Here is a 13,777-nt window from a genome sequence, read left to right on the forward strand (position 1 = left end):
CGGTCGAAATCCATGGCTGCCGCAACCCATCGGATAGAGGCCGAACAGGGTCTCGACGGCTCGCTTGCCCAGCTGCAGGTAAAGGATGCCGAACGTACGGGGTTCCTCTCGATCGCGCCCGTTCCCATCGGCAACATGTTCAGCGCATCGGCGCTGCTCGTGGGTGCGACGCTCGGCGCCGGGCTCACGCTCGCCGACAGCCTGCTCGCCATCGTGTTCGGCTTCGGTTTCGTGATGTGCTACATGTGCCTCGTCGTCATGGAGGCGGCCGACACCGGCCTTCCCACGGCGGCGTTCGCGGGCGCGGCGCTCGGCAAGGCGGGCGCACGCTACCTCGTCGCGATCATCGTCGGCATCGCGTGCCTGGGGTGGTTCGGCATCCAGGCGGCGGTGTGCGGTGCCTCGTTTTCGCTCATGATGAACGATCTTGCCGGCATCGATGTACCGGTATGGGCCTCCACCGTGTTCTGGGGCGCCGTCATGGTGGTCACGGCGGTGTACGGCTTCAACGGCCTGCGCTACCTTGGATACGTGGCTGCACCCCTTCTGGCGATCATCTGCCTGTACGGCACGGTCGTCTCGGTGGCGTCCGGCGGCGGCATCGCTGCGCTGCTTTCCTACGTTCCCGCGCCCGAGGCGGCGATCAGTTTGGTGGCGGGTGTGAATTTCGCCATCGGGCTCATCGCGATGCTCGGCACGACGGCGGGCGACTTCATCAGGTACGCACGCGATCGGAAGACCGCCGTGCTCACGTGCCTTGCGGGCCTTCTGCCGGCGGGCATCGTCGTGCTCATGATGGGCGCGATCATGTCGATCTCCACCGGCGAGGCCAACATCGCCGTCATCATGGCATCGTTCGGGTTGCCTGCCGTGGGGCTGATTGCGCTCGTGCTCTCCACCTGGACGGTCAATGCGAGCAACGTGTATTCGGCAGGCCTCGGCTTCTCGGTCATGCTCGGCCGCGATACCGATAACCGCAAATCGACGACGGCGGTTGCGGGCGTTATCGGCATTGCGTTCGCTGCAGCGGGGATTCTCGACCACTTGACGGTATTCCTCAACGTGCTTTCGGCGTGCGCACCCGCGCTCGCCGGAGCGATGATCGCCGATTATTGGATCGCAAACCGCGGCGATGCGAGCAAGTTTTTCATCGGGAAGGGCTTTCGCGCGTGCGGTATCGCGGCGTTCGCAGCGGGTACGCTCACGGCGCTCGTCACCGGCGGTACCTTCGGTATGATACCGGTGCTCTCGTTTCTCGATGTGCCGTTCTTCATCGGTCCCGTGAACGGGATACTCGTGTCGATTGCCGTGTTCGTGGCCGTTCGGCGGCTCACCGAGGTAAGATAGGCTCGGAATGCATTGTCGGTACGCCTGCGTTTTCGTGCGGGTTTCCGAAGTGAAAGGATAGTATATGAGAGAGTTGGGCGTACAGGAAATCGAGGATATCGCCTTAGGTGCGGCGCTGCTCGGCGCGGGCGGCGGAGGCGACCCCTATATCGGCAAGCTCACCGCCATCGGGGCGGTCAAGGAGTGCGGCCCGGTCAAGATGATCGGCATCGACGAGGTTCCCGACGGGTCCTTCATCATGCCCGCCGCTTCGATGGGCGCACCGTCGATCCTCGCCGAAAAAGGCGTGGGCGCCAACGAGTTCGCGAAGCTCTTCGATATGATCACGCGCTTCTACGGCAAAGAGGTCTATGCGACGATGCCCATCGAGGCGGGCGGCGTGAATTCGATGCTGCCGATCGCGGCGGCTGCGCGCCTCGGCATTCCGATGGTCGACGTCGACGGCATGGGCCGCGCGTTTCCCGAGCTGCAGATGGTCACGTTCACGATCGGCGGCGCATCGGCTACCCCGATGGCCTGGATCGACGAGAAGGGCAATTCGGGGATACTCTCCACCATCACGAACAAGTGGACCGAGGACATCGCCCGTTCGATCACGACGCAATGCGGCGGTACGCTGACGACGTCGCTGTTCTGCATGGACGTCGAAACGCTTAGGCAGTACGGCGTGCACGGCATCGTAACCCGCTCCGAGGAGATCGGGCGCGCCATCCGCCTGGCGAAGGACAACGCGGGCGACAAGACGCCCGAGGAGTACTTCCTCGATTTCGTGGGCGGCCACCGCCTGTTCAAGGGCAAGATTTCCGACGTGCTGCGCGAGGTGCGCGGATCGTTCAACTTCGGCAAAGTGGTGCTCGACGGCATCGGCGACTGCAAGGGCAGCGAGGCGTACGTGGAGTTCCAGAACGAGAACCTCTGTGCGGTCGTGGACGGCGAGATCCTCGCCACCACCCCCGACCTCATCTGTCTCGTGGATACCGAGACGTTTAGGCCCGTTCCCACCGATGCGCTCAAGTACGGCAAGCGCGTGCTCGTGGTGGGCCTCGAGTGCTTCCATCTGTGGCGTACGCAAGCGGGACTCGATCTGGTGGGGCCGCGCTACTTCGGCATCGACGCCGACTACATCCCGATCGAAGAGCTCGCGGCGAAGAGAGGAGGCGGCCATGTATAAACTCGGAATCGATGTGGGCGGCACGAACACCGATGCCGTTCTGATCGACGAGGATCTCGCCATCGTTGCAGCGGTGAAGCATCCCACGTCCGCCGATATCACCCGCGGCATCATGGGCGCCATGGACGCCGTGCTCGAAGCGAGCGGCGTCGACCGCACGCAGATCAAGCAGGCCATGCTCGGCACGACGCAGTGCACGAACGCCATCGTGGAGCGCAAGGGCTTGGCTCCCATCGCGGTGCTGCGCATCGGCGCGCCGGCCACTGTGGGCATTCCGCCCATGGTCGACTGGGCCGACGACATCCGCGCCGTGAGCGTTGCGGAAACGATCATCGAAGGCGGCTTCGAGTACGACGGCAAGCGCCTGGCCGAGTTCGACGAGGCGGCGTGCCGCGCGTTCTTCGAGAGCGTGCACGGCAAAGTCGAAGCGGTCGCCATCTCGTGCGTGTTCTCGACCGTGCGCAACGATGACGAGCTGCGTGCCGCCGCGATCGCAGCCGAGGTGCTGGGTGATGCGGTGCACGTGTCGATCTCGAGCGAGATCGGATCGATGGGCCTCATCGAGCGCGAGAACGCGACCATCCTGAACGCCGCGCTCTACGATGTGGCCAAGCGCTTCACCGAGGGATTTGCGGAAAGCCTGGCCGATAAGGGCGTGACAAGCGCCGACGTGTACCTGTCGCAGAACGACGGTACGCTCATGACCATGGAGTACGCGCGCCGCTACCCGATCTTCACGATCGCCTGCGGCCCTACGAACTCCATCCGCGGCGCGAGTTACCTTTCGCGCATGGACGATGCGATCGTCATCGACGTGGGCGGCACGACGACCGATCTCGGCGTGCTCGCGCACGGGTTCCCGCGCGAGAGCGGCGTGGCGGTGACGATCGGCGGCGTGCGCACCAACTTCCGTATGCCCGACGTCGTGTCCATCGGCCTCGGCGGCGGCTCGATCGTGCGCGAGCGCGAAGACGGCACGGTGAGCGTCGGTCCCGATTCGGTGGGCTACGCCATCACGGAGCGCGCGCTCGTGTTCGGCGGCGATACGATGACCGCGACCGATATCGCCGTGCGCCTCGGCATGGCCGAGGTGGGGGATGCCTCGCTCGCCGCCGGCATTCCCGAAGACCTGGCCCTGCGTGCGATGGCGGCTATCCGCGAGCTTGTGGAAGAGGGCATCGATGTGATGAAGGTGTCGAACGACGGCATCGACGTCGTGCTCGTGGGCGGCGGATCAATCGTCTTGCCGACCGACCTGGCCGGTACGGCGAAGGTCGTGAAGCCCGAGCATTCGGGTTGCGCGAACGCCATCGGTTCGGCCATCTCGAAGGTGAGCGGAACCTACGAAGCCCTCGTCGATTACGACGAAGTGCCGCGTGACGAGGCACTTGCCGCCGCACGCGAGGCCGCTGTCGAAGCGGCGGTTGCGGCAGGCGCCGTGCGCGAGACGGTGGAGATCATCGACATCGAAGACGTGCCGCTCGCATATTACCCCGGCCACACCAACCGCGTGAAGGCGAAGGCTGCGGGCGATTTGGGCAAATAGGCTTGTGCGCGGCTGTGTCGCGCAGGCGGGAACGCGCGGGCCCGGGCAGCGATGTCCGGGCCCGCTTTGCGCTCGGGATGCGCGCGGCGAGTCTCTGCCTGCGGCCGGCGGCGCAGCCGGCCGCAGGCTGTCGCGTTCAGGCCGCCCGTGGCTGAGTCCGGCAGCTGGCTGTTGCGTTCGGGCCCCTGTGTGACAGCCGTCCTCTCGTCTCGCGTGAGCCGCTGGCTCACATGTACAGCAGATAATCCAGGTTGGTAACCAGTCACTTTTATTGATAATGCGATTTTGCTGAAAAACACCTTCACGATGGCGGCCAAGGGGCGGTTTGCGTAATTAAAATCGGATTCTCACCCGGTTTTCAGACCTCTCGTATAGATTGAACCAACAAAAGCGCAGGTCAAATAGGTAACTTGGAACCAAGTACGGTGTGCACGGGGGTCTGTCTTTTCGCAAAGCGCCGACTGGCCGCCATCCGAGGGGCGTTTTCGCGCAAAATCGCATTATCAATACATGCGAGGGTCAGTCTGGGAACAAACTCGCTTCGCGCACGGGATCATTCCACCGCATCGTGCGTTTGCCGACCGGTTTAGAGGGTACGGGTTCTCTGAGTATTTTTCGAACGCCGGCAATCGGTTCGCAGCGCGCTGTGCGGTCATGCTATCATACGGATGCAGGATACATCGAGAGTAAGGTCGGCCGCTTGTTTGACACGCTGCGAATCAATGAGAAATCTGGGGTTCCCGTTTGGGTCCAGATCAGAAACCATATGGTGTCTCTCATCAAGATGGAGCAGATCAAGTCGGGGGATATCCTTCCGACCGTCCGCGAGTTGGCTGCTCAGCTAGGGGTTAACTACAATACGATCCACAAGGTGTATCAGGATCTCGAAGCAGATGGCCTCATCTGCTCGAGCAGGGGGAAGCGGTCGTTTGTTGCCGACGTGAACAGCAATGCGCTGCAGCTTCCTGAATCTCCGGTCGACCTCGTGATCGACCAGCTGGTGAAGGTTGCCGAAGATGCCGGCGTGACCAAGCAGGATGTGCTGATGAGGGTCGATGAGCGTTTTTCGAAACACGTGGCGGATTAAGGGAGGCATCATGGCCAAAAACATACCTGACGAGCCCGATATCAAAGGGGAACCCGAGATCACTGACGAGGACAGCATGTTCGAAGACACGGCGACGAGTCGGTTCGGGGCTGTCTTGCTGCGGTGGTTGCTTGCGGCAGGCGTTGCTGCGCTGTTCATGGCTGCCGCGTGGTACTTTTCGTCACCGCCGCTTGTCGTTCTCGGTGTTGTAGCGGGCATCGTTTTATTCAGCTGCGCACATGTGGTGCTCGAATGGGAGCGCACGGTGGTACTGCGATTCGGAAAATTCAATCGTGTTGCGGGCCCCGGCCTCATATTCATGATTCCCTTTGTCGAATACTCGGCTGCAACGGTTGACCTGCGTATGCGGTCTACCGCGTTCAAGGCCGAGCATGTACTCACTTCCGATTTGGTTCCGGTCGACGTTGATGCGGTGCTGTTCTGGATGGTGTGGGATGCAGGGAAGGCCTGCTCGGAAATGCGAAACTACGAGCGGCTTGTGTTCTGGATCGCGCAAACGACGCTGCGCGACGTGATGGGCGGCGTCGGCATAGCGCAGATGGGCGTTCGACGTACGCAGATCGATAAGGAAATCGCCGATATCCTGGAACGCAAGACCAGCGAGTGGGGTATAACCATCGTATCGGTGGAGATCAGGGATATCGAGATCCCTGAAGAGCTGCAGGAATCGCTATCGGCCGAGGCCCGCGCCGAGAGGGAATACAACGCCCGCATCATCCTCGCCGAAGTGGAGAAGGAGGTGTCCGAGATGTTCGTTGATGCTGCGAGGACGTACAAAGAGGAAGACGCCGCTCTGCAGCTGCGCGCGATGAGTTTCGTTTCCGAGAGCGTAAAGGACAAAGGCGGGCTGGTGGTTATTCCCAGTGCTTTGTCCGATGCATTCGAGGGGTTAGAGAAAATAACGAGGAAATAAACTTTCGAAAGAGTGTTTTTCTACGGGGATCGCTTTACCGCCCAGGATTCGAAAGCCTGCTTGGGCAATCAGCTGAGCGCCGCGAGCCGATACAGGGCTCGTGGCGCTTTTGTTTGCAATGGCCGACAATCTATTATTCTCAAAAAAGAATCACACATCTATACGATAAGTATCATGTATTTGTATGATATATGATATTATATCGATGGAAAATCAGTGAACCGGGAAAAACGAGGCTTGTAATTTCAGGCAAAAACGTATCCGGATTACTGGAAAACATGCGTTTAGGCTCTTTCGCACCAGCAGGCTGTACTCGCGGTGGGCTGCGGGATGGGTATCGGAAGCTGCTATCCGGCTCATCTCGCAAAAGAGCCAAAAGATGGATAAGGGGGAGGATGCGACGAGAATTCATCTTTTTGTCTATTACGAACGCATAGAGGAAGGAGAGAAATGGAAGGGATGAAAGGATTCATTGCGAACCGGAAGGTTCAGCTTTCTGCCGTGGCGATAGCCATCGCTGTGTTTGCCATGGCGGGGTGCGCCCAATCGGCTACCGTGAATGAAGGCTCCGAAGAGCCTACCACTGGAACCGCTACGGTTAACTACACGGCCGAAGGCAGATACAAAGACAACGTCGCGGAGTTTCCCTCGGGTATCGACCCCGAACTGGATGCCAAGAACGCGGAGCTCAACGCTCCGTCGAGCTACGTTGATCGAAACGGCTTTACGGTTCAGCCTGTGCCGGACGATCCGACTGGGTGGAACATCAGCTATCTGAACGCCGATAACCGCGGATGCACGTCGTGCCATGCGCTGGAAGATGCGCTGATGATGATGGATACCTACCACGGGACTATCTTCCCCGGGTATCCCACCGAGCAAACGGTTTCCACGTGTTTTGCCTGCCATATTTGGGCAGAGCCTCTGCGCACGAGCATGCATTCGACCCACATGGGCAACGAGCTGTTCGAAAACAGGGGCGGCACCTGCGAGTCGTGCCACTACGTCGATGAGAACGGCGATTTCACGCGGTGGGATTACGAGAAGTTCAACCTGTATAAGGGCATTACCGATATCGCTGCCAGCGACGCCGACCTCACCGTCACCTACGATCAGGATACGTTGACCGATGTTGACGACATGTTCTACAAGAGCATCAAGGAGTACGGCGATTTCGATCCGAGCAACTGGCGCACCGACGATAGCTTCATGGACCCCGAGCTGTACAACAACTGGGTGTTCAGCATCGGCGGGGATGTCGAAAATCCGATCTCGATGACGCTCCCCGAGCTCGTCGAGAAGTTCGGCACTGAAACTGCGGTCATGAAGCAGCAGTGCACCATCAACGGTGCGGGCAACGCAATCATTATGCAAAGCGAAGTGACGGGCGTGCCCATGCAGGCGATCATCGATTACGTCAAGCCGAAGGGCGATGTAAACGCCGTTGAGTTCTTGACCGAGGATCCGTATCCCAACGTCGGCAAGACGTACAATATTCCCTTTACTGCTATGACTGACAACGACTCGCTGCTGGTCATCGAAGTGAACGGCGAAACGCTTCCCAATACGCAGGGGTATCCGTGCTCCGTATGGACGGCGGGCGGATCGGCTGCCGGCGGCGTGTTCAAGGTGTGCACGGGCGTTAACTTCATCAAGACGACTGAGGACCTCGTCGCATCGGGCTACTTCCTGGGCGGTTTCGAGGATGCCGGCCTCGACGGTGCTCCAGCTGACAAGCCCAACAGCGCCGTACTGAACTACCCCTCCGGCGTTGTTCTCGAAGGTGCTGCAGGAACCGAGATCGAACTCGAAGGTTTCGCCGATGCATTCGACGAACCCATCCAAAAAGTCGAGTTCTCGTGGGATCACGGGCAGACGTGGACCACGCTCGAAACCCCGAACAACGATCCTCAGTACTGGACGTATTGGCGTATGAAGTTCACGCCGCCGAGCGAGGGCGCCTATCTGCTCGACATTCGCACGACGAGCATCCAGCCTGACGGTGCAGAGCGCGTAAACGGCATCAACACCCAGTTCCTTTTGAACGTGAAATAGCGGAGGTGATCATCATGGCAAACAAGAAACAGGTCGCCATCAGCGCGATGGCTGCAACCTCCATGCTGCTGGCTGGCGCAGCGCCCGCTTTGGCCGCCACTGCCGACGAAACGGTTGATTCTGCCCAAAACAGCAGTGCTGCTGTCGAGCAGTCCTCTGAGGGCACGAGCGCCTATGCGGCAGCAGATGCGGCAGCGGGGCAGTTCGCATGGGATCAATCGACCATCACGCCGAATGCTGTCATTCGCGACGTATTCCGTGCGGCAACGAGCGCCCTGTGCAATGCGACGAACGATCTTGCGGTCGACAATCCGCTGCAATGGAAGCTCTCGGTATCCGGCGATGTGGACAACGCCTTTACGGCAACCATCGACGAGCTGGCTCAAGAGCAGGCTGTGCAGCAAACGATGACGTGCTCGTGCGGCGGCAATCCCTCGGACGGCAAGGCCATCATCACGGCAGACGTCAAGGGCATCCCGGTCAATTACCTGGCTGGGCGAGCGAGCGCTCACAACGACGCCAACACCATTGCATTCGTGTCCTCCGACGGTACGGAAGTGGCCATGCCGCTTGCCTATGCGGTGGGGCATCATGGGGTTATCTCGTTTGAGATCAACGACGAAGACTTGTCGGCCTCGGTCGGCGGCAATAACCAGCTGTGGTTGGCCGGCGTCTCTGCAAACTATTTCGTGCGCGATATCGTAGAGATCCGCATTACGCACGAAGAGGTTGTGCCCGCGAACCCCGGTGAGGATATGGAGTATCCCAACAGCCCCAATGTTGGCCTGCTCTCTGCCTCTGCCGAATAGTTCGCCTGCAGGTGCGAGGTATTCCGAGAAATCGCCCGGGAGGAAGCTCCCGGGCGGAAAGCCCGGTTTACCGGGAGGTTCCGTGAAAGGTTTCGATACCTTGAAAAAGGATGGACGTTACGCTTCAACGAAGAGTTCGGCAACGGCTGCGAGCGGGGTTTTTCGTCCGTCTTCGGTTACCGAGCGAACCTTGAGCTGATAGGTTCCTTCCTCTTCGGGGGTGTACGTGTACGTCCAATGGATCATGAGGTCGGGGTTTGAGTTGCTCGTGTCTTGCACGGCCCAGGTTTTACCGCCGTCGAGAGAGAACTCAAGAGCGACGATGTGGTTGCCGTAGTCATCGGCATAGCCCTCGAACGTGACGGGTTGGCCGACTCTACCTTGGACTGGGGCGATCATGGGGCTCCTTTCGATGGAACTGCTCGGTGCGTATGCAAGCAATTATATACTGCGCATCGAAGGCAAGGCGGGTTGAACGCGGTTTAAGCGGGAGGTCGATGCCCAAGCGAAAGCGGAAGGTTTTGTTTGGGCATCGATTGAACGGTGGATGCGGGTTTCGTTCTCGGGTCCCTCGTCGTGCGGGCGCATGCTGGATTCCCTCCCAGCTGCGCTCCGCGGCGGCCGGCAGATGCGGCTTTGGGGCCGATAACGCATTGAGGGAGCCGTCGAGCGGGTGTGGGCTTTCAAAAAGCCCGATCTCACGCAGTCGGTTGGTTAGAGATTGGAGAAAACATGCAAGACGATACGGGTATCCCACGGCGAGTGCTGCTGCAAGGCGCTGCCGTGCTTGGCGTGTCGGCGTTGGCGGGAAGCGCATTGGCCGCTCCCCGTGATAGGGCTTTCGCGCAAGGCGATGCGGAATCTGCCTCAGCGTACAACGGTGCGCAGTACGGGTTTCTTGTTCGTACTGCGAACTGCGTCAATTGCCAGGAGTGCGTGGAGGCGTGCCGTCGCGCAAACGCTACGCCCGACGGCGTTCAAGCTCGTCGAGAGGTGACGCCTTACAAGACGGCATCGAGTCAGACGGTATACGTTTCGACGGGCTGCATGCATTGCGAGGAGCCTGCATGCGCAACGGTATGCCCCGCCCATGCCATCACGAAAGGCGAAGGCGGCGTTGTGAGCGTCGACCACGACCGCTGCATCGGATGCAAATACTGCTACCAGGCATGCCCTTTCAGCGTTCCTCACTACACAGCTGAGGGGATGGACAAATGCGATTGCTGCCTGTCAGCCGGTATCGAGCTTGGCGAAAAGCCCTACTGCGTACGGGCATGCAAATTCCGCGCGCTGAATTACGGTACGCTCGAAGAGCTTATGGCTGGATCGGGTGGAAGGGCCAAGCAGATCGAAGCCCCGACGGGGCCTTCGTATTTGCTGCAATAGGCACGTACGGGATGATTCGGATGAAACGGTATGTGCTCGGTAAAGCAAATAAGGAGGTAGTCGATGGCTGAATTGCAATCGGTTTGGGGTTGGCAGCCGGCCCTGTACTTGTTCCTTGGAGGCATGGGTGCCGGTGCCTTCATAACGGCTGCAGTACTGTACTTCTTCGACAAGAAGAACAACGAGAAAACGATATGCTTTGCGACGTGGGCGGCAACTATCAGCTTGATCGTCGGTCTGCTGCTTCTGCTGTCCGAGTTGACGAATCCGTTGCGCGGCATGCTGTTGTGGCAGAGCTTCAGCAACGGATCTTCGTGGATGACGTTCGGTGCGTGGGCGGTTTTCGCAGCGGTTATCGTCTTCGGGCTTATGGCGCTGCTTTCTACCAGGAAACTTGTGGTGGCGGCAACGAAGAAGTGGAAGAAGTTTTCGAAGGTGAGATCGCAGGCGCGCAACGTGCTCGCGGCTTTGGGAATCGTGCTGGGCGTTGTGGTGGCCGTGTACACCGGCGTGCTGCTCATGTCCGCTCCCGGCGTGCCTTTGTGGAACACTCTTCTGCTGCCGTGCCTGTTCGCCGTGTCTGCACTTGATACGGGCGTTGCGCTCGTTGAGATAATCGCAGTTACCGTCGAGCGGAAACAGGTTGGCCCGCGCAAGGCGAGCAAGGCGCACAGGTTGCTCAAGCGCTTCGTCGTGGTGCTTGTTCTCGTGGAGCTCGTTGTTCTGTTCGTGTTCTTGAACACCATGCTTTCGGGAAGCTCTGACAATGCGGCGGTGGCCGCAACGGGCGCCCTGTCGGCCGATCTGCTCATGTGGGGTACGTTGGCTCCGTTTTTCTGGGGCCTTGTGGTGGCATGCGGCCTCGTGCTTCCTCTGGTGGCGGCGATCGTCGGGCTGGCGGCGCGTTCGAAGAGCTCCGACAGCCTTGCCGTTGTGGGGGCGTCGGGCGCTTTGCTCGGCGGATGCGCGTTGCGGTTTTTGGTCCTCATGGCCGGCCTGCATGCCGATGTCGTGGCAAATGCGGTGGCTACGCTGATCCACTAGCATATTGCTAATGGCGACACGGCTGAAAGCGGTCTTGCCGGTACGCGATTTTGGAACGGGGCCGAAGCGCGGTATGCTTGGGTCCCGTTGCTTTTCCCGCTGATGCCGACGGCTCCATCGTCGGCATCAGCGGGAAAGGTTTCGAAAGCACCCTCGTTTCCGAAAGGGGGCTGGGGGTCGGGTGGGCAATCGACGAACGGAGGAAGCCATGGATCAGCCGATCGCTTCGCGAAGGGCGTTTTTGAAGGTCGGCGCTCTCGCGGGGCTGGGGGTTTTAGGCGCGGGAACGCTTGGCGCTTGTGCGTCTGCGCAATCCGGCAGGAAATCGGAATCGATCGCATTGGAAGATATTGCCTGGGATGGCGAATTCGATGTGATCGTGGTGGGTTTCGGCGCTGCTGGAGCGGCCGCCGCCATTTCGGCGGCCGAGGCGGGTGCGCACGTGCTCGTTGCAGAAAAGGCACCTGAGGGAAGCGAGGGCGGCAACAGCCGATACAGCTCCCAGTTGTTCGTTTCGGCCGAAGACAAGCAGCAGGCCTTCGACTACCATCGCGCGCTTGCCGGAAGTTATTCGGTGCCTGACGACGTGCTGGACGCATATGCGGAAGGCCTGTGCGAGGTTCGAGGCACTCTGGTTTCGTGGGGGCTTGACCAGACGGAGCTGCTCGACGTGACCGACGTGACCGATGCCGACATCAACGCGCTTGCGGCGAATCGATAGCGCGAGGAAAGGGAGTGGTGACCCATGTGTTTCAGACCGCCGAGCGTCGATGCCGAAAGCACGGTCGTATGTCCCAACTGCGGCGCTTCGAACAGCCTCGATGCGACAAACTGCAAGAAATGCGGCACCGGCCTCGATGGTGTTTCCGAGGATGCACCTCCCATGAAAGCGCCTGAGGCGGCAGCAATTGCGCCGACGGCCATGCCTGCGAGAAACAACCTTCCTCGGCTCGCTCCCAGCTATCCTGAGCTTCCCGGGGCTTCCTCCATTCGCACGAATCTTATCGGCTCGTCGATCAACGATGGGGCTTTATGGCGTTTTCTGAAGAGGGGTGTGGTCGATCGCAAAGAAGCTATCGACTGCTGGTATTCGTCTCCTGTTACGGCGCTTATTCAAAACCCCGAGACGGGCGCGATCGTCGGCGTCGAGATCGAGCGCGACGGAAGGAAGCTGAACATCGCCGCGAAAAACGGCGTGGTGATGGCACTGGGCGGCTATGAGAACAGTGCTTCGTGGACGCAGCAGACGATAGACAAGCCCAAGGTGTTGCCGGCGGGATCGCTGTACAACGAAGGCGACGGTATGCGGATGGTTCAGGCAGCCGGTGCGAAAATCTGGCATACAAACGCATGGAAGAGCGGCGGTGTCGGTCTTGCGCCCGAACAGGATCGCATGCGCAGCATGGGCGACAACATCGAGTTCTTCATGAGGGGCTCGGTGGTGCTGGTGGGCGGTGACGCGAATCGCTACATTGCAGAAGACCTCGAGCAGCGGCACGGTCGCGTCCTCGTGGGTGGAACATGGGCGGTGCCCGCTCGTCCCGACGAGAACTACTTCGTGTTCGATGAGAGCCAGCGTCTTGCGATGGAGGCCGGGGAGGTTCCGCGGCCGTTTCCCAACTGGTCGAGCGATCTGTCGCCGGAGGTGGAATCGGGCAAGGTGGTGAAGTCGGATACGCTATGGGGCATTGCCGAGGCGTTCTCACTCGATGCAGCCGCTCTGAAGGCGACCATCGATGCGTTCGGCGAAGCCGCGCAGGCGGGCGCCGATCCCCTTGGGCGAAAGCCCGAAAGCATGCGAGGGTTCGATGACGGCCCGTACTACGGCATGGAGGTATTTCCTGTTGTTGTGAACACGCAGGGTGGACCCGAACGCACTGCTAGGGCCGAGGTTGTCGGGCTCGACGGCGATCCCATCCCCCATCTGTACGCAGCGGGAGAGTTCGGCAGCATCACGGCTCGCAATGCCCAAAGCGGCGGCAACCTTTCGGAATGCATCGTCTTCGGTAAGATTGCCGGGAGTGAGGCTGCCGCGTCGAAAGGCGACGCTCTGGATAGAGCTTCGTCGGGCGGTGCCTTTGGTCCGGGGTCGGGCGATGGTTCGGTGTACGACGAGGCCCCCGATGCCTCCGAGCTCGCTTCCGGCGAGGCGGTTGGCGTAGGCGAGGGGCTTGGTGGGCCCATCTGGGTCAAGGTTTCTTCAGAAGGTGAATCCATCGCTTCGGTCGAAGTGCTTCGCCATAGCGAATATGCGGATATCGGTGCGGTGGCTCTCGGCGAGCTTGTGCGGCGCATGGACGAGGCGGGTACAGCCGAAGTCGACGCGGTGGCGGGGGCTACGGTTACGAGCATGGGGTTGAAGGAAGCAGTGCGAAACGCGTTGACGGGAGGCGAGTAG

General features: G+C 60.3%; 12 protein-coding genes. 11 read left to right on the top strand and 1 reads right to left on the bottom strand.

Annotation, left to right across the window (positions count from 1 at the left end):
- Positions 1–12: 12 nt before the first annotated feature.
- The 7 genes from MWL89_RS03660 (at position 13) to MWL89_RS03690 (ending at position 8,949) form a co-directional block, all read left to right on the top strand.
- A complete protein-coding gene (locus tag MWL89_RS03660; protein ID WP_244411797.1) occupies positions 13–1,347 on the top strand; it encodes a cytosine permease in 1,335 nt (444 codons plus the stop codon).
- A gap of 64 nt (positions 1,348–1,411) precedes the next feature.
- The gene (locus tag MWL89_RS03665; protein ID WP_102378953.1) at positions 1,412–2,518 is read left to right on the top strand and encodes a DUF917 domain-containing protein; all 1,107 of its coding nucleotides are present in this window, start codon (positions 1,412–1,414) and stop codon (positions 2,516–2,518) included.
- A complete protein-coding gene (locus tag MWL89_RS03670) occupies positions 2,511–4,064 on the top strand; it encodes a hydantoinase/oxoprolinase family protein (protein ID WP_244411798.1) in 1,554 nt (517 codons plus the stop codon). The genes MWL89_RS03665 and MWL89_RS03670 overlap by 8 nt, the downstream gene beginning before the upstream one ends.
- Positions 4,065–4,764: 700 nt before the next feature.
- On the top strand, positions 4,765–5,151 hold the full coding sequence (locus tag MWL89_RS03675; protein WP_102379607.1) for a GntR family transcriptional regulator: 387 nt from the start codon (positions 4,765–4,767) through the stop codon (positions 5,149–5,151).
- Between the two features lie 76 nt (positions 5,152–5,227).
- Positions 5,228–6,085: a slipin family protein gene (locus MWL89_RS03680; RefSeq protein ID WP_425226284.1), complete on the top strand. Its 858-nt coding sequence runs from the start codon at positions 5,228–5,230 to the stop codon at positions 6,083–6,085.
- A 450-nt stretch (positions 6,086–6,535) separates the two neighbouring features.
- Entirely contained in the window at positions 6,536–8,140 is a 1,605-nt protein-coding gene (locus MWL89_RS03685) for a molybdopterin-dependent oxidoreductase (protein WP_244411800.1), read from the top strand.
- Between the two features lie 14 nt (positions 8,141–8,154).
- Positions 8,155–8,949 (top strand): molybdopterin-dependent oxidoreductase, encoded by a 795-nt coding sequence (locus MWL89_RS03690; protein ID WP_102379606.1) that lies wholly within the window; start codon positions 8,155–8,157, stop codon positions 8,947–8,949.
- Positions 8,950–9,066: 117 nt separating this feature from the next.
- Here the strand turns inward: MWL89_RS03690 and MWL89_RS03695 are convergent, their stop codons facing one another.
- On the bottom strand, positions 9,067–9,348 hold the full coding sequence (locus MWL89_RS03695) for an Ig-like domain-containing protein (protein WP_244411801.1): 282 nt from the start codon (positions 9,346–9,348) through the stop codon (positions 9,067–9,069).
- A gap of 333 nt (positions 9,349–9,681) precedes the next feature.
- Here MWL89_RS03695 and MWL89_RS03700 point away from each other — a divergent pair, with 333 nt between their 5' ends.
- The 4 genes from MWL89_RS03700 to MWL89_RS03715 all read left to right on the top strand — a co-directional run bounded on the left by MWL89_RS03700 (position 9,682) and on the right by MWL89_RS03715 (position 13,777).
- Positions 9,682–10,335: a 4Fe-4S dicluster domain-containing protein gene (locus MWL89_RS03700; protein WP_102378949.1), complete on the top strand. Its 654-nt coding sequence runs from the start codon at positions 9,682–9,684 to the stop codon at positions 10,333–10,335.
- 63 nt (positions 10,336–10,398) lie between these two features.
- On the top strand, positions 10,399–11,379 hold the full coding sequence (gene nrfD, locus MWL89_RS03705) for an NrfD/PsrC family molybdoenzyme membrane anchor subunit (RefSeq protein ID WP_244411802.1): 981 nt from the start codon (positions 10,399–10,401) through the stop codon (positions 11,377–11,379).
- Positions 11,380–11,587: 208 nt separating this feature from the next.
- The gene (locus MWL89_RS03710) at positions 11,588–12,100 is read left to right on the top strand and encodes an FAD-dependent oxidoreductase (RefSeq protein WP_244411803.1); all 513 of its coding nucleotides are present in this window, start codon (positions 11,588–11,590) and stop codon (positions 12,098–12,100) included.
- A gap of 24 nt (positions 12,101–12,124) precedes the next feature.
- Positions 12,125–13,777 carry an FAD-binding protein gene (locus MWL89_RS03715; RefSeq protein WP_244411804.1) on the top strand — a complete coding sequence of 551 codons (1,653 nt, stop codon included), beginning with the start codon at positions 12,125–12,127 and terminating at the stop codon, positions 13,775–13,777.

This window comes from Raoultibacter timonensis (assembly GCF_022845715.1).
GTDB lineage: Bacteria > Actinomycetota > Coriobacteriia > Coriobacteriales > Eggerthellaceae > Raoultibacter > Raoultibacter timonensis.

Coding starts and splice junctions, on each gene's coding strand:
- MWL89_RS03660 (WP_244411797.1), top strand. CDS start 13: ATGGCTGCCGCAACCCATCGGATAGAGGCCGAACAGGGTCTCGACGGC.
- MWL89_RS03665 (WP_102378953.1), top strand. CDS start 1,412: ATGAGAGAGTTGGGCGTACAGGAAATCGAGGATATCGCCTTAGGTGCG.
- MWL89_RS03670 (WP_244411798.1), top strand. CDS start 2,511: ATGTATAAACTCGGAATCGATGTGGGCGGCACGAACACCGATGCCGTT.
- MWL89_RS03680 (WP_425226284.1), top strand. CDS start 5,228: ATGTTCGAAGACACGGCGACGAGTCGGTTCGGGGCTGTCTTGCTGCGG.
- MWL89_RS03685 (WP_244411800.1), top strand. CDS start 6,536: ATGGAAGGGATGAAAGGATTCATTGCGAACCGGAAGGTTCAGCTTTCT.
- MWL89_RS03690 (WP_102379606.1), top strand. CDS start 8,155: ATGGCAAACAAGAAACAGGTCGCCATCAGCGCGATGGCTGCAACCTCC.
- MWL89_RS03695 (WP_244411801.1), bottom strand. CDS start 9,348: ATGATCGCCCCAGTCCAAGGTAGAGTCGGCCAACCCGTCACGTTCGAG.
- MWL89_RS03700 (WP_102378949.1), top strand. CDS start 9,682: ATGCAAGACGATACGGGTATCCCACGGCGAGTGCTGCTGCAAGGCGCT.
- nrfD (WP_244411802.1), top strand. CDS start 10,399: ATGGCTGAATTGCAATCGGTTTGGGGTTGGCAGCCGGCCCTGTACTTG.
- MWL89_RS03710 (WP_244411803.1), top strand. CDS start 11,588: ATGGATCAGCCGATCGCTTCGCGAAGGGCGTTTTTGAAGGTCGGCGCT.
- MWL89_RS03715 (WP_244411804.1), top strand. CDS start 12,125: ATGTGTTTCAGACCGCCGAGCGTCGATGCCGAAAGCACGGTCGTATGT.